Raw genomic sequence first — 20,781 nt, forward strand, 5'->3', positions numbered from 1 at the left:
CGAAAACAAAAAACCCCGGTCTTTCGACCAGGGTCTTTGCTATCGATCCGAAACAAGCCTTCGGCTTTTTTCGTTGCTTCAAGGCGTTCAGTGATCCTTGAGGCAGATATGGCGCAGCGGACGGGACTCGAACCCGCGACCCCCGGCGTGACAGGCCGGTATTCTAACCTACTGAACTACCGCTGCGTATCGCTTGGACTTGCGTCCATGTGAACCTTTTGAATTGTCCGACTGATCAGCCTAGAGGCTTTTCAATCTCAAACCAGGCAAGCCTGATCTGGAAAATATGGCGCAGCGGACGGGACTCGAACCCGCGACCCCCGGCGTGACAGGCCGGTATTCTAACCGACTGAACTACCGCTGCGCGTCGGTTGGATGCTTCTGTGGAAGCTTCCACCTTTCTTGCGAAAGGTACTCAGGAAGTGGTGGGTGATGACGGGATCGAACCGCCGACATTCTGCTTGTAAGGCAGACGCTCTCCCGGCTGAGCTAATCACCCTTTGCTTCGTTGAGGCCGCGAAATTTACGCAGGTATCGAAGCTAAGTCAATAGCAGGGTTGAAGTTTTTTTCAAAAACAGCGGTAAACCCCACGCTTCAGACCAGCAGCAAACACAACCACGTCATCAGGCCTTTCCCTGTCGCTCGAAGCCTGAAGCGTGAAGCTCGCCACACCTTAGCCCTGATAAATCATTTTCCTGGTCATGCCGCCGTCCACCACGAATTCCTGGCCGGTGACAAAACCCGAATTGCGCGACAGCAGCCAGGCCACCATCGACGCCACATCCTCCACCGTCCCCACCCGCCCCGCAGGATGCTGGGTATGGTCGGCATCAGACAGAGGCTCGGCACGGCGCGCTGCAGGGTCACGGGCATCGATCCATCCAGGGCTGACCGCATTGACCCGGACCTCCGGGCCCAGGCTGATCGCCAGGGCGTGAGTAAGGGAGAGTAAACCACCCTTGCTCGCCGCATAGGCCTCACTGTCGGGTTCCGATTGCCGGGCACGGGTGGACGCCAGATTGACGATCGAGCCGCCATGGGCCCGCAGGTAGGGTGCACAATGCTTGGCCAGCAGCATGGGGCCACTCAGGTTCACGGCCAGCACCCGATTCCAGTACGCCAGATCCAGGCTTTCCAGGGTGATGTTGTGCGGCTCGGCCATAGCAGCGTTGCACACCAGGCCGTCGAGACGCCCGAACTGCCCCAGCACCTCGGCAATACCTCGAGCCACCTGTTCTTCATCCGCCACATCCATGGTGATGAACCAGGCGCTGTCACCCAACGCCTTGGCCACCTTGGAGCCCCGCTGCCGATCCAGATCAGCCAGGACCACCTGCCAGCCTTCACTGATCAGCCAGGCCGCGATACCAAGGCCAATTCCCCGCGCCGCGCCAGTAACCAGCGCGACACGACCGATGCCAGCCACCTGAGGTGCGGACAACTCGATCACAAGGCTGCCAACCCGCGGGCCAGGTCGGCCTGCAGGTCAGCCACATCCTCAAGCCCCACGGCGATACGGATCAGGCTGTCGCGAATACCCGCCGCTTCACGTTCCTGGGGTGCGAGGCGTCCATGGGAAGTGGTGCTCGGGTGGGTGATGGTGGTCTTGCTGTCACCCAGGTTGGCGGTAATCGAAATCAGGCGAGTGGCATCGATAAAGCGCCAGGCCCCCTCCTTGCCTCCCTTGACCTCGAAACTCACCACCGCGCCAAAGCCACGCTGCTGGCGCTTGGCCAACTCGTGCTGCGGGTGGCTGGCCAGGCCGGCGTAGTGCACCTTCTCGACTCCGTCCTGCCGCTCCAGCCACTCGGCCAGGGCCAAGGCATTGGAGCAATGGGCGCGCATCCGCAGGTTCAGGGTTTCCAGGCCCTTGAGGAAAATCCAGGCATTGAACGGACTCAGGGTCGGCCCCGCGGTACGCAGGAACCCCACCACTTCCTTCATCTGCTCGCTGCGCCCCGCCACCACGCCGCCCATGCAACGACCCTGGCCGTCGATGAACTTGGTTGCCGAGTGCAGCACCACGTCTGCCCCCAGCTTCAGCGGCTGCTGCAAGGCCGGCGTGCAAAAACAGTTGTCGACTACCAGCATTGCGCCCTTGGCGTGGGCCACCTCGGCCAGCGCGGCGATATCCACTAACTCAGCCAGGGGATTGGACGGCGACTCGACGAACAGCAGCTTGGTATTGCCCTTGATTGCCGCATCCCAGCCGGAGAGATCCGCCAGGGGGACATAATCGACTTCCACACCAAAACGCTTGAAGTACTTCTCGAACAGACTGATGGTCGAACCGAACACGCTGCGCGACACCAGCACATGATCACCCGCACTGCACAAGCTCATGACCACCGACAGAATCGCTGCCATGCCGGTGGCCGTGGCCACCGCCTGCTCCGCACCTTCCAGCGCCGCGATACGCTCCTCGAAAGAGCGCACGGTCGGGTTGGTGTAACGGGAATAGACATTGCCCGGCACTTCGCCAGCGAACCGTGCGGCCGCATCGGCGGCCGTGCGGAACACATAGCTGGAGGTGAAGAACATCGGATCACCGTGCTCACCTTCCGGCGAACGGTGCTGGCCGGCGCGCACCGCCAGGGTATCGAACGCTACGCCTTCAAGGTCGCTGTCCAGCCGACCGGCATCCCAATCCTGACTCATGCCGCCTACTCCTAATGTCTTCTTGAATGCTCTGAATCAGTTGTTGTACAGATCGATGATGGCGCTGACCGCCTGGGTCTTGACCTTGGACGCGTCGTTACGGGCGTTCTCGATCTTGTTCAGATAGGCCTCGTCGACGTCGCCGGTGACGTACTTGCCATCGAACACGGCGCAATCGAAATGCTCGATCTTGATCTTGCCGCCACCGACCGCCTCGATCAGGTCAGGCAGGTCCTGGTAGATCAGCCAATCGGCACCGATCAGGTCGGCCACATCCTGGGTCGAACGATTGTGGGCAATCAGCTCGTGAGCACTCGGCATGTCGATGCCGTACACGTTTGGATAACGCACGGCCGGCGCTGCGGAACAGAAGTAGACGTTTTTCGCACCGGCTTCACGGGCCATCTGAATGATCTGCTTGCAAGTGGTGCCACGCACGATGGAGTCATCCACCAGCATCACGTTCTTGCCGCGGAACTCCAGCTCAATGGCGTTGAGCTTCTGGCGCACGGATTTTTTCCGTGCAGCCTGGCCCGGCATGATGAAGGTCCGGCCGATGTAGCGGTTCTTCACGAAGCCTTCGCGGAACTTGACTCCCAGGTGGTTGGCCAGCTCCAGGGCAGCGGTGCGGCTGGTGTCCGGGATCGGGATCACCACATCGATATCGTGCTCGGGACGCTCGCGTAGGATTTTCTCCGCCAGCTTCTCACCCATGCGCAGCCGGGCCTTGTAGACCGATACACCGTCGATGATCGAATCGGGACGCGCCAGGTACACGTGCTCGAAGATGCACGGAGTGAGCTGCGGATCGTTCGCGCACTGACGGGTATACAGCTTGCCCTCTTCAGTGATGTAGACCGCCTCGCCCGGGGCCAGGTCGCGGATCAGGGTGAAACCCAGCACGTCCAGGGACACGCTTTCCGAGGCGATCATGTACTCCACGCCCTCGTCGGTATGGCGCTGGCCGAACACAATCGGACGGATGCCATGAGGATCCCGGAACCCCACGATGCCGTAGCCGGTGATCATCGCCACCACCGCATAGCCGCCTACACAACGGTTGTGCACGTCGGTTACCGCGGCGAACACGTCTTCTTCGGTAGGCTGCAGCTTGCCGCGCTGGGCCAGCTCGTGGGCGAACACGTTGAGCAGCACTTCAGAGTCGGAGTTGGTGTTGACGTGGCGCAGGTCAGACTCGTAGATCTCCTTGGCCAACTGCTCGACATTGGTCAGGTTGCCGTTGTGCGCCAGGGTGATGCCATACGGTGAGTTGACGTAGAACGGCTGGGCCTCGGCCGAGGTCGAGCTGCCCGCGGTTGGATAGCGGACATGACCGATGCCCATGTGACCGACCAGGCGCTGCATGTGGCGCTGCTGGAACACATCACGGACCAGGCCATTATCCTTGCGCAGGAATAACCGGCCATCATGGCTGGTCACGATACCGGCAGCGTCCTGGCCGCGGTGCTGGAGGACGGTTAGCGCGTCATACAGCGCCTGATTGACGTTCGACTTACCGACGATACCGACGATGCCACACATGCGACGCAACCCCTACTTAATGAAACTGAACTGAACCCATCTTACTGAGGCGTTTTGGCCGGTAAGAGGTGCTCCTTGAACGGTATATCAGCGGGTACGCTGATACCGCTGGCCAGCCACTGACTGCTCCACCCCAGAATGAGGTTCTTGGACCAGTCTGCAACCAATAGAAATTGTGGCACCAGTCGCGACTGTTGCCACCAGGAATCCTGCTGTACCGGCCCCAGGCTCAGAAGCCCGACCGCCACGACCACCAGCAACGCGCCACGCGCCGCGCCGAAGGCCATGCCGAGGAATCGATCGGTTCCGGAGAGGCCGGTGACGCGAATCAATTCGCCGATGAGATAGTTGACCATTGCCCCCACCAGCAAGGTGGCGACAAACATGATTGCGCAGCCCGCGATCACGCGAGCCGAAGGAGTTTCGATATAACCGCCGAGGTACTCGGACAGTGAGCCACCAAACATCCAGGCAACGACTCCTGCGATGATCCAGGTAAGCAACGACAAGGCTTCTTTGACGAAACCGCGGCTCAAGCTGATCAAAGCGGAGATGGCGATTATTGCAACGATCGCCCAGTCAACCCAGGTAAATGGCACAGTGCAGCCTACAGACGGATAAGGCGGCGCATTTTAACAGAGCGCTTGGCTGTCGGTAAGCTGCGATTCACTGTGCTTTTAAAATCAGCCAGATAGCTTCAGCCACGCTCTGGCTGGAAGCGCACCACGAAGCCCTTGAGGTTCTGCTGACGCCCCAAAAGGTCACGCAGGCGATCTGCCTCGGCACGCTCGATCAACGGGCCGACAAACACTCGATTCTTACCTTCGGCCGAACGGATATAGGCGTTATAACCCTGGCTGCGCAGGGTTTTCTGCAGGTTTTCCGCACTTTCACGACTCGACAGGCTGGCCAATTGCACCGACCAGCTGACGGACAGGCCATTGGCATCTACCCGGCTCTGGGTCGTATCGGGCTTGGCCACGGCCACCGGCTGAGGTGGCGCCGGAACAGGTTTCGGCGCCGGCGTCGGCTTGCTCGCCACAACGGGCGCCGCAGCGGCCACTGGCGCGCTTGGAGCAATCGGCATCGAAGGCGCCGACTGCTGAACCACTGGCTCATCGGCCGGCACCGAGCCTTCAGGCAACGCCTGAGGCTCGGGCACCACCACCGGCTCGACCTGAACCTGGGGCATCACCGAAGCCTGAGGCGCCGGCGGTGCTTCGACCGTAACACGGCGCTGCTCGTCCTCTCGCGAGAACAGCATCGGCAGAAAGATCACCGCCAACGCCACCAACACCAGAGCCCCCACCATTCGCTGCTTGTAGACGTTATCCAACATAGCCATGTGCAGCTTCCTCCGTGGAGCGCCGGGCGAGCCACTCGAGCGCCTCGGCAACACAATAAAAAGACCCGAACAGCAGGATTTCGTCATCGGCATCCGCTTGCGCACACTGCCCTTCCAACGCTGCCGCCACACTGGCATAGGACGTTACTGGCGCCCCCAGGTTCTCCAGCGCCGCTTGCAGATCCTCGACCGGGCGTGCCCGCGGCGAATCCAGAGGTGCCACCGCCCAGTGCTGGACAGCCGCCTGCAGGCAGCCAATCACACCAGGAAGATCCTTGTCCGCCAGCAAACCGAACACCGCCAGGCGCCTGCCCACCACCGGACGACGCGCCAGGCGCTCGGCCAGATACTGCGCCGCATGGGGGTTATGACCAACATCCAGCAACAGGTTCAGGCGCTTGCCATGCCAATCGATCTGTCGACGATCCAGTCGACCGGTTACCCGGGTCTGCTGCAAGGCTGCCGCGATCTGCCCAGGCTGCCAAGGCAAGCCCATGAGCAGGTAGGCCTGCAAGGCCAGCGCGGCGTTTTCCATCGGCAGATCGAGCAGCGGCAGCCCTCTCAGTTCGACCTGGTTGCCCTGGGCATCAAGACCGCGCCACTGCCAATGCTGCTCAGTCAGGCCCAGGTCGAAATCCCGCCCGCGGAGAAAGAACGGACAGCCCAGTTCCCGCGCCTTGTCCAGCAACGGCTGCGGCGGATTCAGATCGCCACAGAGTGCCGGCGCGCCAGGACGGAAGATCCCGGCCTTCTCGAAGGCCACGGACTCACGAGAATCACCCAGGTATTCGATATGGTCGACGCCAATGCTGGTGACCAATGCCAGGTCGGCATCCACCAGATTGACCGTATCCAGGCGACCGCCCAGGCCGACTTCCAGGACCACGGCATCCAGTGCCGACTGCTGAAACAGCCAGAACGCAGCCAGTGTCCCCATCTCGAAGTAGGTCAGGGTAATGTCACCGCGCCCCGCCTCGACCGCCGCAAAGGCCTCGCACAACTGCTGGTCAGTGGCTTCCTCGCCATTGACCTGCACCCGCTCGTTGTAACGCAGCAGGTGCGGAGAGCTGTAGACACCGACCTTCAGGCCCTGGGAGCGCAGCAAGGACGCGACAAAGGCACAGGTGGAACCCTTGCCGTTGGTCCCCGTGACCGTGACGACCCGGGGCGCCGGTTTGCCCAGCCCCATCTGGGACGCTACCTGTTGCGAGCGCGCCAGCCCCATGTCGATGGCCGAAGGGTGCAACTGCTCGAGATAGGCGAGCCATTCGCCCAGGGTACGTTCGGTCATAGGTTTGCAGGAATCGGCGGAACCACGATCGGCTCGACAGGTGCAGCCACGAACTCCGGCGTCGGCAGGCCCATGAGCTGAGCCAGCAGGTTACCCAAGCGCGGACGCAGTTCCTGACGGGAAATAATCATGTCGATCGCACCGTGCTCCAGCAGGAACTCGCTGCGCTGGAAACCTTCCGGCAGCTTTTCCCGCACGGTCTGCTCGATCACGCGAGGGCCGGCGAAGCCAACCAGGGCCTTGGGCTCGGCAACGATCACATCACCCAGCATCGCCAGGCTGGCGGAAACACCACCATAGACCGGGTCGGTCAACACGGAGATGAACGGAATGCCCTCTTCACGCAGGCGCGCCAGCACCGCGGAGGTCTTGGCCATCTGCATCAGGGAAATCAGTGCCTCCTGCATCCGCGCACCACCGGATGCGGAGAAGCAGATCATCGGGCAGCGGTTTTCCAGGGCATAGTTGGCCGCACGCACGAAACGCTCACCGACGATGGCGCCCATGGAACCGCCCATGAAGGAGAATTCGAAAGCCGAGACCACCACCGGCATGCCCAGCAGGGTGCCGCTCATGGAGATCAGCGCATCTTTCTCGCCGGTCTGCTTCTGCGCCGCGGTCAGGCGGTCCTTGTACTTCTTGCCGTCGCGAAACTTCAGGCGATCCACGGGCTCCAGGTCGGCCCCCAGCTCATCGCGGCCCTCGGCGTCGAGGAAGATATCGATACGCGCGCGTGCGCCGATCCGCATGTGATGGTTGCACTTGGGGCAAACATCCAGGGTCTTTTCCAATTCTGGGCGATAGAGCACCGCCTCACAGGATGGGCACTTGTGCCAAAGACCTTCGGGCACCGAGCTTTTCTTCACCTCGGAACGCATGATCGAAGGGATCAGTTTGTCTACCAACCAGTTGCTCATGCTTTCTTTCTCCAGTACCGGCGACCCGAACGCTTTGGTTCGCAGCCCCGTGTATGCCCTTGAGCTAAATTCATGTGTGCGGCGATGATCGATTCGCTACCGCGGTCAGCACCCGGCTCGACCTGCCTGCAGCGAACCTTTCCTCAGCCATCCCGGCACCCGCAATAGAGCGGTTGCCACTCGATTCCAACCCCGCCTGAAGGCGGCGCCTGCCTGTTTTGTACAGTGGTGTTATGGACGGCGGCAGACTGCCAGCCGTCACATCGACTCACTGCCGCGACGCACGGCCTGCATAAATGCATGAATCTTCGCCTGATCCTTGATGCCCTTGCTTTGTTCCACGCCACCGCTGACGTCCACGGCATAAGGACGAACCTGGGCGATGGCCTCACCGACGTTTTCCGCCGACAGGCCACCGGCGAGAATCAGCGGCTTGCTAACCTCCCGAGGAATCAGGGACCAGTCAAAGGTCTCGCCGGTTCCGCCCGGCACACCTTCGACGTAGGCATCCAGCAGAATCCCGCTGGCCCGAGGGTGCGCCAGGCAGGCCGCGGCGATATCGTCCCCGGCCTTGACCCGCAAGGCCTTGATATAGGGCCGGTGATAGCCTTCGCAGTCAGCCGCCGACTCATCACCGTGAAACTGCAGGAGGTCCAGCGGCACCGCATCGAGTATCTCCCCCAACTCGCAGCGACTGGCATTGACGAACAGGCCCACGGTGGTCACGAACGGCGGCAAGGCGGCAATGATCGCCCGCGCCTGCTGCACCGTTACCGCCCGCGGGCTCTTGGCGTAGAACACCAGGCCGATGGCGTCAGCCCCCGCCGCCACTGCCGCCAACGCATCTTCTATGCGGGTAATCCCGCAAATCTTGCTGCGAACAGCTGGCATGTCGTTTGAACCTCAGGGGTAAATCCGGAAAGTCCCGGATGGTAGCAAATGCTTTTCCGGGCGTCAGCCGTCAAGTTCCGAGAATCCACTGAGGAAATGTGGCCCGATGTATCGCTCGGGCAACTGGAACTCATCGTTGTATTCGACCTTGACCAGGTACAGGCCGAAAGGATGGGCCGTCACCCCACCGGTACGGCGAATGCGGCTCTCCAGCACCTCCCGCGCCCACTCCACCGGGCGCTCGCCGGCACCGATGGTCATCAATACACCGGCGATATTGCGCACCATGTGATGAAGGAAGGCACTGGCACGAATATCCAGGACGATCATCTTGCCGTGCCGGGTGACCCGCAGGTGATGAAGCTCCTTGATCGGCGACTTGGCCTGGCACTGCCCCGCCCGGAACGCACTGAAATCATGGGTACCGACCAGAAACGCAGCCGCCTGGGCCATCCGCTCGACGTCCAGCGGCCGATGGTTCCAGGTGATTTCTTCGTTGAGATGGGCCGGGCGGATCTGATCGTTATAGATCACATAGCGGTAGCGCCGGGCAATCGCCTTGAACCGCGCATGAAAATGCGCCGGCATCTCCTGGGCCCAGCTGACGCTGATGTCATGGGGCAGGTTAATGTTGGCGCCCATGACCCAGGCCTTCGCCGAGCGCACGGCCTGGGTATCGAAATGCACCACCTGACCACAGGCATGCACACCGGCATCGGTGCGCCCGGCACAAGAAAGCAGTACCGGAGAGTCCGCCACTCTGGACAGGGCCTTCTCCAGGGTTTCCTGGACACTGGGCACGCCAGACGCCTGGCGCTGCCAGCCGCGATAGCGCGAACCCTTGTATTCAACACCCAGAGCGATTCGGGAAAAGCCTGCGGCCGCCATTTCGGCGGCCGCGTTATCTATATTTGCCAAGAACTTACAGCCTGCTGATATGCGCAAAGGCGCCCATTATAAGGCCGTCGGAAACAGACGCCATGCACTGCCGAGCTTTAGTTGCCGATTACCCCCCAAGACAGCCGGGCCACAGGAAGATTGCATGACCTTCAGGCAATCGCTATATAGAAAAATATATATCGAAAACAACAAAGCACCTGATCGAGAATCGACGAATGATCGCAACCAGCAAAGAAGCCGTAGGCCTGGCCTACAGCCTGGAGGGCATGCTTCACGCCAAGCGCATGACCTGGGAAGCCATTGCGCAAATGGCCAGGCAGATCAAGCCGGGCATGCATGAATCCTGCGCCAGGGAAATGGGTCTTGAGGTGTTGCGGGAACTGGGCATGGAACGGATCTGGCACCCGCTGCTGATCCGTTTTGGCGCCAACACCTTGAAAACTTTCAAGCAGCGCTCCGATGGCGATCCGCAACTAGGGGAAAACGACCTGTTCTTCATCGACCTGGGGGTTGTCTGGGACCGCCACGAAGGCGATTGCGGCGCCACATTCGTCAGCGGTGACGACGCCGAGATGCACGCCTGCGCCGCCGCGGCCAAGAACCTGTTCGATCAGGTGCATGAGCAGTGGAAGACCCATCAGATGGCCGGCCCGGAACTGTACCGCTATGCCGCAGAACAAGCCCGCGCCATGGGCTGGGTGCTCAACCTGGACATCAAGGGACATCGGGTCAGCGACTTCCCCCACGCCATTTATCGCGCCGGAGACCTGGGAGATTTCGCCGACTGCCCACAAGTGGGGCTGTGGATCCTGGAAATACAGATCGCCCATCCCACCCGCCCTTTTGGCGCCTTCTACGAAGACCTGCTGATCTGAGCAGCGCCTAGGTCAGCATCAACAAAAACGGCAGCCTCATCGGCTGCCGTTCTGTTCAAGCATCGAATTGCTTCAAGCCAATCGCGCCAGCATTTCCTGCGCTTCGCTCTTCTGCCCTTCGCTGCCCTCGCTCAACACTTCACCCAGGATGTCCCGCGCGCCGTCGTTATCACCCATATCGATGTAGGCCTGAGCCAGATCCAGCTTGGTGGCGACCTCATCACTGCCGGAAAGGAAGTCAAAATCCGCCTCTTCAGGTTCTGCCGCCGCATCTTCAGCGGTGAAGCTCGGCGCATCCAGCGGCTGATCAAGGCTCTGGGACAGGCGATCCAGCTCGGCGTTGACATCATCCAGCTCGGAAGCGAAAGCGTCCTTGGGCTCTGCAACCGCGTCCATCTCGTCCGCCAGGGACAGATCGAAGTCCGCCGACAGATCCAAGTCATCCAGGGCCGATTCGGTGACGGTTGGCACGTCGCCAGCCGGCAGGTCCTTGAGGTCATCTTCCAGGCTCAGCAGGAAGTCGTCGTCGCTCTGGGTCGCGGCAGGCAGGTCAGCCCCCAGATCCAGATCGAAGTCTCCCAGGTCATCGAGGTTCTCCTCTGGCGCCGTCTGCTGCTCGAGCACCGAACCGAAGCTCAGGTCATCATCCAGCGGGAAGTCTTCCAGCTCGGGCTCAGACTCAGGTTCAGCCGCTACCACTGCCGGCGAAGCCACTTCCAGATCATCCAGGCTCAGATCGAAGTCGGCGTCCAGGCCTTCCATAGGCGCAGCAGGCTCGGGAGCCTGTGGCTCATCCAGCAACAGGTCCTTGACATACTGGGCGTCCAGCTCGGCAGCCACCGCCGCGGTAGCCAGGCCGGCCGCCGCTGCCACTGCAACCATTGCCGGGAAGCGACTTTTCAGTTCCTCGACCCGGGCATGGTTATCACCATTGGCCACCAATTGCCGCTCTTCAGCGACAAAAGCACTGCGGTCCCCCTGATGCGCGTAGACCTCCATCAGCTTGAGACGCAGATCACTGCGCTGGGGCTCGAGCTTGACGGCCTCTTCAAGAATCGCCGCCGCCTGGTTCAGGCGGCCGCCATCGATGTGGTTCTGCGCCTGCCCCAAGACATCGGTTGCCCGCTCGACCGGCGCCGCAGGCACCGGCACGGGCTCCACCACCGGAGCTGGAGCTGGAGCTGGAGCTGGAGCTGGAGCTGGAGCTGGAGCGAGCTTGACGCTTGGCGGCGGAACTTCAAGGCCTTCGAAACTGCCTTCCGGCAGCTCCATGTCCTCGCTGAACTCATTTTCCTCGGACAATGCCCGAGCCATGCGCAGATGCTTTTCCGCCTCCTGCTGGGCCTTGCGCCGGCGCGCCCACAGCAGCAGCAACAACAGCACGACCAATACGCCGCCACCGCCCACCAGACCCAACAGGATCGGATTGCTCAGCAGATCGCCGTACTTGTCTTCGTCCGTCTTCGCAGCGGCCGCATCCGGCACCGCAGCGACAACGGGCTCAGCCACCGGGGCGGCAGGAGCCGCTGCAGGCGCTTCAGGCTTGGCCACCAGTTCCGCCGGCATCGCCGGAGCGGTTGGAGCCGCAGGAACAGCAGCCGAGCCATCGGCCTGCAGCTTGGCCAACTGGTTGTTTTTCAATTCGATCAGGCGCTGCAGCTTGTCCAGCTGGCTTTGCAGGTCCGCCATGCGCTCCTTGAGCTCGGCATTGTCGCGACGGGTCGCATCCAGGCTTTCCTGGGTCACTGCCAGCTTGTTGTTCAGCGCCTTGCTGTCACCCGCGGCCCCCTTGCCACGCGCTTTGCCGCTCTCCGCAGAGACCAGGCTGAGGTTGTCCTTGGCGTTGGCCTGCTTGGGCGCCTTGTCAGCACCCGCACGCCGGGTTGCATCCACTTGCTGCTGGCCGCGGGCACCGGAACGACGCCCCTGGCGCCAGGCGGCGTTTTGCGCGGCAACTTCGGCAATTGCCTTGGGCTGCGGCAGCGCGGTGCTCTGCACCACATCGGGCAGGCGCAGGACCTTGCCGGTCTTCAAGCGGTTGATGTTGCCATCGATGAAGGCATCCGGGTTCAGCGCCTGGATCGCCAGCATGGTCTGCTGGATCGAAGCACCATTACGGTTCTTCGCGGCGATTTCCCAGAGCGTGTCACGGGCCGAGGTGGTGTATTGCTCAGGCTTGCTGACCTTGCTTGCACCCGTCGCCGGGGCGCTGATCGCCGGGGCGGCTTGAGCCGCGGCGGCCGCCTGCGGGGAAAACTTCGAAGGATCCAGCAGCACACTGTAATCGCGCAGCAGACGGCCGTTGGGCCACATCACCTGCACCAGGAACTTGACCATCGGCTCCGACAGCGGCTGGCTCGAGGTCACCCGCAGCACACTCTTGCCGCCGGGATTGAGGATCGGGGTAAAACTCAAGTCGTTGAGGAAGGCCTGGCGATCGACGCCGGCCTTGGCGAACTCTTCTGCCGGGGCCAGGCTAGGCACCACCTCCGCAGCAGTAAGGTCCTTGATATCGAGCAATTCGATTTCTGCTACCAGAGGCTGGTTCAGACTCGACTTCAGGGTCAGCTCCCCGAGCCCAAGCGCCTGCGCCATACCGGAGGACAGCGCCGAGGCGGCCGCTATTGCTAACACCAGTTTGCGAACTTGAACCATAGCCTCATCCTTTGTTTGAACATTCCTCGGCCAGCGAGAAGGTTTTGTAGCGGCTGCCATAAGGCACTGCGCGGGGCCATGAACGACCACGACGCGCGACTATTTCCTGCATGCCCCGGGAGCACCTGACGGCCACTCACCTCCAGCAACTTGCCAAGCATAGCGCCCAGCTAGATTCATTCTGCAAATTGTTGCCAAGTATCTTTTACAGCTGGTCTTTTATCAACAATTCAGCCAACTGCACAGCGTTCAACGCCGCGCCTTTGCGGACGTTGTCCGAGGTCAGCCACAGATTCAGTTCCGTCGGATCATCGACACCGCCGCGAACCCGTCCCACATAGACTACGTCCTGGCCCACGGCGTCACCTACAGCCGTTGGATAATCCCCGGCTTCCACCAGCTCCAGGCCGGGAGCCGCCTCCAGTGCAGCATTCACGGCCGCCAGATCAACAGCGCTGGCTGACTGCAGAGTCACGCTATAGCTATCGCCAAAAAACACCGGCGCTTGAATGCAAGTGACAGAAATCTTTAATAAAGGTTGCCGCAGAACCTCGCGCAGCTCCCTGACCAGACGCTTTTCCAGCAGGGTATGACCCTGGGCATCGGGCGTACCAACCTGGGCCAACAGGTTGAAGGCCACCTGACGATCAAAGACCCGCGGCTCCAGCGGGCGCACATTCAGCAGCTCAGCGGTCTGCCGGGCCAGTTCGCTGACGGCTTCGCGACCCTGGCTGGAAATCGCCAGGCTGGCGGTCAGGTTGACCCGCTGGATGTCCAGCAATCCCTGCAAAGGTGCAAGCACTACCGCCAGCGCGGTGGCCGAAGCACTGGGACTGCTCAATTGCACCGGCTTCTTCAGGCCTGCCAGAACCTCGGCATTGGCTTCAGGCACGACATTCGGCGCCTGGGCCGAAGGCAAGGCGCCCGACAGATCGATGACCGTGCAATTGGCCGCCGTGGCCCGCGAGGCAAAACTCAGGGTCACCGCCGGCCCCGCTGCGAAAAACACCAGCTGGACCTTGCTGAAATCGAACTCGTCGACCTCACGCACCCGGACATTCTTGCCGCGAAACGGCACCGAATGACCGGCCGACTCGCTGCTCGCCAACAGGTGCAGATTGCCAATGGGGAAATCACGCTCTTCGAGAATCTGCACCAGGGTTTCGCCGACCGTGCCGGTGGCACCGATCACGGCAATATCAAAGGACGGGGTCATGGTGCTTACCTCAGGTAGAACGGGGGAGCGGCACTTTACCCGGCACAGGGTGGCGAGGCAATTCATGGGGCCCTCGCAACGGCAGCGAGAACCGCCTCAGAAGCCACTGAGCCCCAGCGCGCCCATAAAAAAACCCGCACCTGGCAGCAGGGGCGGGTTCTTTCAGAGCCTCAGGCGATCAACGCTCGAGCAGGATCCGCAGCATGCGGCGCAGCGGCTCGGCCGCGCCCCACAGCAGTTGGTCGCCCACGGTGAAGGCGCCAAGGAACTGCGAGCCCATGTTGAGCTTGCGCAGACGGCCAACCGGCACGTTCAGGGTGCCGGTAACCTTGGTCGGGCTCAGCTCCTGCATGCTGATCTCGCGCTGGTTCGGCACCAGTTTGACCCAAGGGTTGTGCTGGCTGATCAGCCCTTCGATATCGGCGATCGGTACGTCCTTGTTGAGCTTGATGGTCAGCGCCTGGCTGTGGCAGCGCATGGCGCCGATACGCACGCAGATGCCGTCCACCGGGATCGGGTTCTTGAAGCGACCGAGGATCTTGTTGGTCTCGGCCTGGGCCTTCCACTCTTCACGGCTCTGGCCGTTGGGCAGTTCCTTGTCGATCCACGGGATCAGGCTGCCGGCCAGCGGCACGCCGAAGTTCTCGGTCGGATAGGCATCGCTGCGCATGGCCTCGGCCACTTTGCGGTCGATGTCGAGGATGGCGCTGGCCGGGTTGGCCAGGTCATCGGCAACCGCAGCGTGGGTTGCGCCCATCTGCTTGATCAGCTCGCGCATGTTCTGCGCACCCGCGCCCGAGGCCGCCTGGTAGGTCATGGCGCTCATCCACTCCACCAGGCCGGCTTCGAACAGGCCGCCCAGGCCCATCAGCATCAGGCTGACGGTGCAGTTGCCGCCGATGTAGTTCTTGGTCCCGGCATCCAGCTGCTGATCGATGACCTTGCGATTCACCGGGTCGAGGATGATCACCGCGTCATCCTGCATGCGCAGGCTGGAAGCGGCGTCGATCCAGTAGCCCTGCCAGCCGGCTTCGCGCAGCTTGGGGAAGACTTCACTGGTGTAGTCGCCACCCTGGCAGGTCAGAATCACGTCGAGGGTTTTCAACTCTTCAATGCTGTAGGCATCCTTCAGCGGAGCAATGTCCTTGCCCACCGACGGCCCTTGGCCACCGACATTGGAAGTGCTGAAAAACACCGGTTCAATAAGATCGAAGTCCTGCTCTTCCAGCATCCGCTGCATGAGCACGGAACCGACCATACCGCGCCAACCGATCAGACCTACACGTTTCATCGCAACTACACCTATACAAAAGTGGGCCACTGTCTGTGCAGTGGGCCGCAAAGATTACAGATTCCGCAGCGCGGCGACTACTGCATCGCCCATTTCCTGCGTACCGACTTTGGTGCAACCTGCCGACCAGATGTCACCGGTGCGCAAGCCTTGATCCAGCACCCGGCTCACGGCCTGCTCGATGGCGTCCGCCGCCTCGTTCAGGTTGAAGCTGTAGCGCAGCATCATCGACACCGAGAGGATGGTCGCCAAGGGGTTGGCAATGCCCTGCCCGGCAATGTCCGGCGCCGAGCCGTGGCAAGGCTCGTACATGCCCTTGTTGTTGGCATCCAGGGAGGCCGAGGGCAGCATGCCGATGGAACCGGTGAGCATCGAGGCTTCGTCGGACAGGATGTCGCCGAACATATTGTCGGTCACCATCACGTCGAACTGCTTTGGGGCGCGGACCAGTTGCATGGCGGCGTTGTCGACGTACATATGGCTCAGTTCGACATCCGGGTAGTCCTTGGCCACCTCCTCGACCACTTCGCGCCACAGCTGGCTGGAGGCCAGGACATTGGCCTTGTCCACCGAGCAGAGCTTCTTGCCGCGCACCCGCGCCATGTCGAAGCCGACCCGGGCGATGCGACGGATCTCGCTCTCGCTGTATGGCAGGGTGTCGTAGGACTGGCGCTCGCCGTTTTCCAGCTCGCGGGTGCCGCGGGGCGCACCGAAGTAGATGCCGCCGGTCAGCTCGCGAACGATGAGGATGTCCAGGCCGGAGACAATTTCCGGCTTCAGGCTCGAGGCATCCGCCAGTTGCGGGTAGAGAATTGCCGGGCGCAGGTTGCCGAACAGGCCCAATTGCGCACGGATCTTCAACAGGCCGCGCTCAGGACGGATGTCACGTTCGATCTTGTCCCATTTCGGACCACCCACAGCCCCCAGCAGCACCGCGTCGGCGGCACGAGCGCGCTCCAGGGTCTCATCGGCCAGCGGCACGCCGTGCTTGTCGATGGCGGCGCCGCCGATCACGTCGTGGCTCAGCTCGAAGCCCAGGCGGTACTTGTCATTGGCCAGTTCCAGCACCTTGACCGCCTCGGCCATGATTTCCGGGCCGATACCGTCGCCAGGGAGAATCAGAATCTGTTTGCTCATGGGTTCCTCATTTACTCTGTCGGCACGCCCGCAGGCGTACCCGGAAAAATTCTATCGTTCGGCCCACAGCACCAGTACATCTGTACTGAACGAACCATCGGCCTCGATCTCAAAATATTCGCGCACTTCATTGCCCATGGCCTGCTGCAGCTCGCGGATCGCCGCACGCATGACCTGGGGCGTACGCATGCGTTCGACCCAGGAGCTGTACTCCAGGCGCAGGCGCTGACGAGCGGTGCTGCGCGTGTGCAAACCGGCCTCACTGACCTGGCGCAACCACTCCCCTGCCGAATAATCGCGCACATGGCTGGTATCACGCAGCACTTCCACGCTCTGCAGGTAAGTGTCGAACAGCGGACTGCCCGGCGACAAGACATCGATGAACGCCGCCACGCCACCCGGTTTCAATACCCGGCGCACCTCGCGCAGGGCCAGGCCCAGGTCGCTCCAGTGGTGAGCCGAATAACGGCTGAACACGAAGTCGAACTCGCCATCGGCGAACGGCAAGCGTTCGGCGGCGCCATGCCGGGTGCTGATATTACCCAGATTGCGCTCAGCCGCTGCACTGGCCACCACATCAAGCATCTGCGGCGAAAGGTCATAGGCCACCACCTCCCTGACCAGCGGTGCGACATGAAAGCTCACATGCCCAGCGCCACAGCCCAGGTCCAGCACTCGCGCATCGCCGCGCTGCGCAACCTCGGCCTGTAGCAGGGCGAACTCGACACCTTGAGCGTGCACCGCACTGCTCAGGTAGGCCGAAGCCTGCTCGCCGAATTGCGTCTGTACCACTTGGCTATGGGCCTTGCTGGTCATGATGCGGTCCTTTTGATCAGGGAAAAACAGCATTCACCGGCCAGCCGCCAGCTGCACCGATCGGCAGCCAGCGGCCAGCAGGCAGACAGTCACTCAGGCGTCGCGGAACAACCAGGGCTGGCTGGCGCGATGCTTGGCCTCAAAGGCGGCGATGGCATCACCGTCCTGTAGGGTCAGGCCGATGTCGTCGAGGCCGTTGAGCAGGCAATGCTTGCGGAACGCGTCGATCTCGAACGTCAGCACCTTGCCGTCAGGACGGGTCACGGTCTGCGCCTCAAGGTCGATGCGCAACTGGTAGCCCGGGGTGCCTTCCACCTGCTGGAACAGCTCGTCGACCTCCTCGTCGCTCAAGATGATCGGCAGCAGGCCGTTCTTGAAGCTGTTGTTGAAGAAGATGTCGGCATAGCTCGGCGCGATGATGCTGCGAAAACCGTACTCTTCCAACGCCCAGGGCGCGTGTTCGCGGCTGGAGCCGCAACCGAAGTTTTCCCGCGCCAGCAACACGCTGGCGCCCTGGTAACGCTCGGCGTTGAGCACGAAGTCCTTGTTCAGCGGACGCTTGGAGTTGTCCTGGTACGGTTGCCCCACATCCAGGTAGCGCCACTCGTCGAACAGGTTGGGGCCAAAGCCGGTGCGCTTGATCGACTTGAGGAACTGCTTGGGGATGATCTGATCGGTGTCGACGTTGGCACGATCCAAGGGCGCGACCAAACCAGTGTGCTGGGTGAAAGCTTTCATGCTGCGCTCCTTTAGATCAATTCACGGACGTCGACGAAACGACCGCTGACAGCGGCGGCGGCGGCCATGGCCGGGCTGACCAGGTGGGTACGGCCACCTGCGCCCTGGCGCCCTTCGAAGTTGCGGTTCGAGGTCGAGGCACAATGCTCGCCGGATTCCAGGCGGTCCGGGTTCATCGCCAGGCACATCGAGCAGCCCGGCTCACGCCATTCGAAACCGGCCTCGAGGAAGATCTTGTCCAGACCTTCCGACTCGGCCTGAGCCTTCACCAGGCCCGAGCCCGGGACCACGATCGCCTGCTTGATGGTGGAAGCCACCTTACGGCCCTTGGCGATCACTGCGGCAGCGCGCAGGTCTTCGATCCGCGAGTTGGTGCAGGAACCGATGAACACCCGATCCAGCTGGATATCGGTGATCGCCTGGTTGGCGCTCAAGCCCATGTACTTCAAGGCACGGACGATGGAATCGCGCTTGACCAGGTCCATTTCCTTGGCCGGATCCGGTACGTTCTGATCCACCGCCAGGACCATTTCCGGGGAAGTGCCCCAGCTGACCTGCGGCTTGATCTGTGCGGCATCGAGTTCGACCACGGTGTCGAATCTGGCATCGGCATCGGACACCAGGTCTTTCCAGGCCTCGACAGCCAGGTCCCATTCCGCGCCCTTGGGGGCGAAAGGACGGCCCTTGACGTATTCCACGGTCTTTTCATCCGCAGCGACCAAGCCGACACGGGCACCGGCTTCGATGGACATGTTGCAGATGGTCATGCGGCCTTCGACCGACAGGTCGCGAATCGCGCTGCCAGCGAACTCGATGGCATGGCCGTTGCCGCCGGCGGTGCCGATCTTGCCGATCACCGCGAGGACGATGTCCTTGGCGGTCACGCCGAAAGGCAAGATGCCTTCGACCCGCACCAGCATGTTCTTCATCTTCTTGGCCACCAGGCACTGGGTGGCGAGTACGTGCTCCACCTCGGAAGTGCCGATGCCGTGGGCCAGGGCGCCAAAAGCACCGTGGGTGGAGGTGTGCGAGTCGCCGCAGACCACGGTCATGCCCGGCAAGGTCGCGCCCTGCTCCGGGCCGATCACGTGGACGATGCCCTGGCGCACGTCGTTCATCTTGAATTCGACGATGCCGTATTCGTCACAGTTGTCATCGAGGGTCTGCACCTGAAGACGCGACACCTGGTCGGCAATCGCCTCGATTCCGCCCTTGCGTTCAGGGGTGGTCGGCACGTTGTGGTCCGGGGTGGCGATGTTGGCATCGATGCGCCACGGCTTGCGCCCAGCCAGACGCAGGCCCTCGAAGGCTTGCGGGGAGGTCACTTCGTGGATGATGTGACGATCGATATAGATCAGCGCCGAACCATCGTCGCGCTGCTTGACCAAATGCGAATCCCAGAGCTTGTCGTAGAGCGTCTTGCCGGCCATCGGACCATTCCTCATCAGCTTGTTTCTATGCCCCGGGCCCTGATCGCCTGCCGATCAATAACCCCTTGGCTTGTGAGGCTGATGCTATGGGGTTAGATTAAATAACTCAAATTCATATTTTTCATGCTTTGGATAACCAACTGGAATGCGACCATGGACCTGGCCAACCTCAACGCCTTTATAGCCATTGCCGAGACCGGCAGTTTTTCCGCTGCCGGAGAACGCCTGCACCTGACCCAGCCCGCCATCAGCAAACGTATCGCCGGGCTGGAACAGCAGCTCAATGTGCGGCTGTTCGACCGCCTGGGCCGCGAGATCGGCCTGACCGAGGCCGGACGCGCCCTGCTGCCCCGGGCCTACCAGATCATTAACGTGCTGGATGACACGCGCCGAGCCCTGACCAACCTCACGGGCGAAGTCAGTGGGCGCCTGACCCTGGCCACCAGCCATCACATCGGCCTGCATCGCTTGCCGCCACTGCTGCGGGCCTTCACCCGGCGCTATCCGCAAGTGGCCCTGGATATCCAATTCCTCGACTCCGAAGTGGCCTATGAGGAAATCCTGCACGGCCGGGCCGAGCTGGCGGTGATCACCCTGGCGCCCGAACCCCACAGCCTGATCCAGGCCACGGCGGTCTGGGACGACCCATTGGACTTCGTCGCGGCCCCGGAGCACCCGCTGGTCAGCAATGGCCAGGTCAGCCTGGCGGACATTGCCCTGCACCCCGCTGTATTTCCCGGCGGCAACACCTTCACCCACCATATTGTCCAACGCCTGTTTGAAGCCCAGGGCCTGACGCCGAACATCGCCATGAGCACTAACTACCTGGAAACTATCAAGATGATGGTCTCCATCGGCCTGGCCTGGAGCGTGCTCCCGCGCACCATGCTCGATGATCAGGTGGCGCGCATTCCTTTGCCGGGCATACAACTGCGACGCCAGCTAGGCTATATCCTGCACACCGAACGGACGCTGTCGAATGCGGCGCGGGCTTTCATGGCCTTACTGGATGCACAAGTCGATTGGCCAGGGACCCCGGCATAGATTTCTGGGTTTTGTCCGTGCCAGATCACACCAC

General features: G+C 61.9%; 18 protein-coding genes and 3 tRNA genes. 2 read left to right on the forward strand and 19 right to left on the reverse strand.

Translation table 11 applies throughout. The annotated features are described in order from the left end of the window. Positions 1-109 precede the first annotated feature (109 nt). From U873_RS0121355 to truA, 12 genes are all read right to left on the reverse strand, one after another. Positions 110-186 (reverse strand) — tRNA-Asp (locus U873_RS0121355). A 101-nt stretch (positions 187-287) separates the two neighbouring features. Further along, positions 288-364 (reverse strand) — tRNA-Asp (locus tag U873_RS0121360). Between the two features lie 59 nt (positions 365-423). Beyond that, positions 424-499: transfer RNA gene (locus U873_RS0121365), tRNA-Val, on the reverse strand. Between the two features lie 175 nt (positions 500-674). Continuing rightward, positions 675-1,451 (reverse strand): SDR family oxidoreductase, encoded by a 777-nt coding sequence (locus U873_RS0121370; RefSeq protein WP_025130177.1) that lies wholly within the window; start codon positions 1,449-1,451, stop codon positions 675-677. Further along, on the reverse strand, positions 1,448-2,659 hold the full coding sequence (locus U873_RS0121375; RefSeq protein ID WP_025130178.1) for an O-succinylhomoserine sulfhydrylase: 1,212 nt from the start codon (positions 2,657-2,659) through the stop codon (positions 1,448-1,450). The genes U873_RS0121370 and U873_RS0121375 overlap by 4 nt, the downstream gene beginning before the upstream one ends. Before the next feature lie 36 nt (positions 2,660-2,695). Beyond that, on the reverse strand, positions 2,696-4,201 hold the full coding sequence (gene purF / locus U873_RS0121380) for an amidophosphoribosyltransferase (protein WP_025130179.1): 1,506 nt from the start codon (positions 4,199-4,201) through the stop codon (positions 2,696-2,698). A gap of 41 nt (positions 4,202-4,242) precedes the next feature. Then, on the reverse strand, positions 4,243-4,800 hold the full coding sequence (locus U873_RS0121385) for a CvpA family protein (RefSeq protein ID WP_025130180.1): 558 nt from the start codon (positions 4,798-4,800) through the stop codon (positions 4,243-4,245). Positions 4,801-4,898: 98 nt separating this feature from the next. After that, entirely contained in the window at positions 4,899-5,546 is a 648-nt protein-coding gene (locus U873_RS0121390) for an SPOR domain-containing protein (RefSeq protein WP_025130181.1), read from the reverse strand. Next, the gene (gene folC, locus U873_RS0121395) at positions 5,530-6,837 is read right to left on the reverse strand and encodes a bifunctional tetrahydrofolate synthase/dihydrofolate synthase (RefSeq protein ID WP_025130182.1); all 1,308 of its coding nucleotides are present in this window, start codon (positions 6,835-6,837) and stop codon (positions 5,530-5,532) included. The genes U873_RS0121390 and folC overlap by 17 nt, the downstream gene beginning before the upstream one ends. Further along, a complete protein-coding gene (gene accD / locus U873_RS0121400) occupies positions 6,834-7,754 on the reverse strand; it encodes an acetyl-CoA carboxylase, carboxyltransferase subunit beta (RefSeq protein ID WP_025130183.1) in 921 nt (306 codons plus the stop codon). Before accD ends, folC begins: the two co-directional genes overlap by 4 nt. A gap of 258 nt (positions 7,755-8,012) precedes the next feature. After that, a complete protein-coding gene (locus tag U873_RS0121405) occupies positions 8,013-8,645 on the reverse strand; it encodes a phosphoribosylanthranilate isomerase (protein ID WP_025130184.1) in 633 nt (210 codons plus the stop codon). A gap of 63 nt (positions 8,646-8,708) precedes the next feature. Continuing rightward, on the reverse strand, positions 8,709-9,533 hold the full coding sequence (truA, locus tag U873_RS0121410; RefSeq protein WP_025130185.1) for a tRNA pseudouridine(38-40) synthase TruA: 825 nt from the start codon (positions 9,531-9,533) through the stop codon (positions 8,709-8,711). Between the two features lie 227 nt (positions 9,534-9,760). On the opposite strand from truA, the gene U873_RS0121415 reads away from it, so the two are divergent. Beyond that, positions 9,761-10,420, forward strand: a complete 660-nt coding sequence (locus U873_RS0121415) for a M24 family metallopeptidase (protein WP_025130186.1) — start codon at positions 9,761-9,763, stop codon at positions 10,418-10,420. Between the two features lie 72 nt (positions 10,421-10,492). On the opposite strand, the gene U873_RS0121420 is transcribed toward U873_RS0121415, so the two are convergent. The 7 genes from U873_RS0121420 to leuC all read right to left on the reverse strand — a co-directional run bounded on the left by U873_RS0121420 (position 10,493) and on the right by leuC (position 19,703). Then, entirely contained in the window at positions 10,493-13,075 is a 2,583-nt protein-coding gene (locus U873_RS0121420) for a FimV/HubP family polar landmark protein (protein ID WP_025130187.1), read from the reverse strand. A 205-nt stretch (positions 13,076-13,280) separates the two neighbouring features. Further along, on the reverse strand, positions 13,281-14,291 hold the full coding sequence (locus tag U873_RS0121425; protein WP_025130188.1) for an aspartate-semialdehyde dehydrogenase: 1,011 nt from the start codon (positions 14,289-14,291) through the stop codon (positions 13,281-13,283). A 178-nt stretch (positions 14,292-14,469) separates the two neighbouring features. Then, positions 14,470-15,582, reverse strand: a complete 1,113-nt coding sequence (gene asd, locus U873_RS0121430; RefSeq protein ID WP_025130189.1) for an aspartate-semialdehyde dehydrogenase — start codon at positions 15,580-15,582, stop codon at positions 14,470-14,472. A 54-nt stretch (positions 15,583-15,636) separates the two neighbouring features. Continuing rightward, positions 15,637-16,719 (reverse strand): 3-isopropylmalate dehydrogenase, encoded by a 1,083-nt coding sequence (gene leuB, locus U873_RS0121435; RefSeq protein ID WP_025130190.1) that lies wholly within the window; start codon positions 16,717-16,719, stop codon positions 15,637-15,639. A gap of 51 nt (positions 16,720-16,770) precedes the next feature. Beyond that, positions 16,771-17,535 (reverse strand): class I SAM-dependent methyltransferase, encoded by a 765-nt coding sequence (locus U873_RS0121440; RefSeq protein ID WP_025130191.1) that lies wholly within the window; start codon positions 17,533-17,535, stop codon positions 16,771-16,773. Positions 17,536-17,628: 93 nt separating this feature from the next. Next, positions 17,629-18,273: a 3-isopropylmalate dehydratase small subunit gene (leuD, locus tag U873_RS0121445; protein ID WP_025130192.1), complete on the reverse strand. Its 645-nt coding sequence runs from the start codon at positions 18,271-18,273 to the stop codon at positions 17,629-17,631. Positions 18,274-18,284: 11 nt separating this feature from the next. Further along, positions 18,285-19,703: a 3-isopropylmalate dehydratase large subunit gene (gene leuC / locus U873_RS0121450; protein WP_025130193.1), complete on the reverse strand. Its 1,419-nt coding sequence runs from the start codon at positions 19,701-19,703 to the stop codon at positions 18,285-18,287. A 153-nt stretch (positions 19,704-19,856) separates the two neighbouring features. Between leuC and U873_RS0121455 the strand changes: the two genes are divergently transcribed. Continuing rightward, positions 19,857-20,747 carry a LysR family transcriptional regulator gene (locus U873_RS0121455; protein ID WP_025130194.1) on the forward strand — a complete coding sequence of 297 codons (891 nt, stop codon included), beginning with the start codon at positions 19,857-19,859 and terminating at the stop codon, positions 20,745-20,747. The last annotated feature ends 34 nt before the right edge of the window (positions 20,748-20,781 follow it).

Source organism: Pseudomonas sp. PH1b, from assembly GCF_000633395.1.
In the GTDB taxonomy this organism is placed as follows: domain Bacteria; phylum Pseudomonadota; class Gammaproteobacteria; order Pseudomonadales; family Pseudomonadaceae; genus Aquipseudomonas.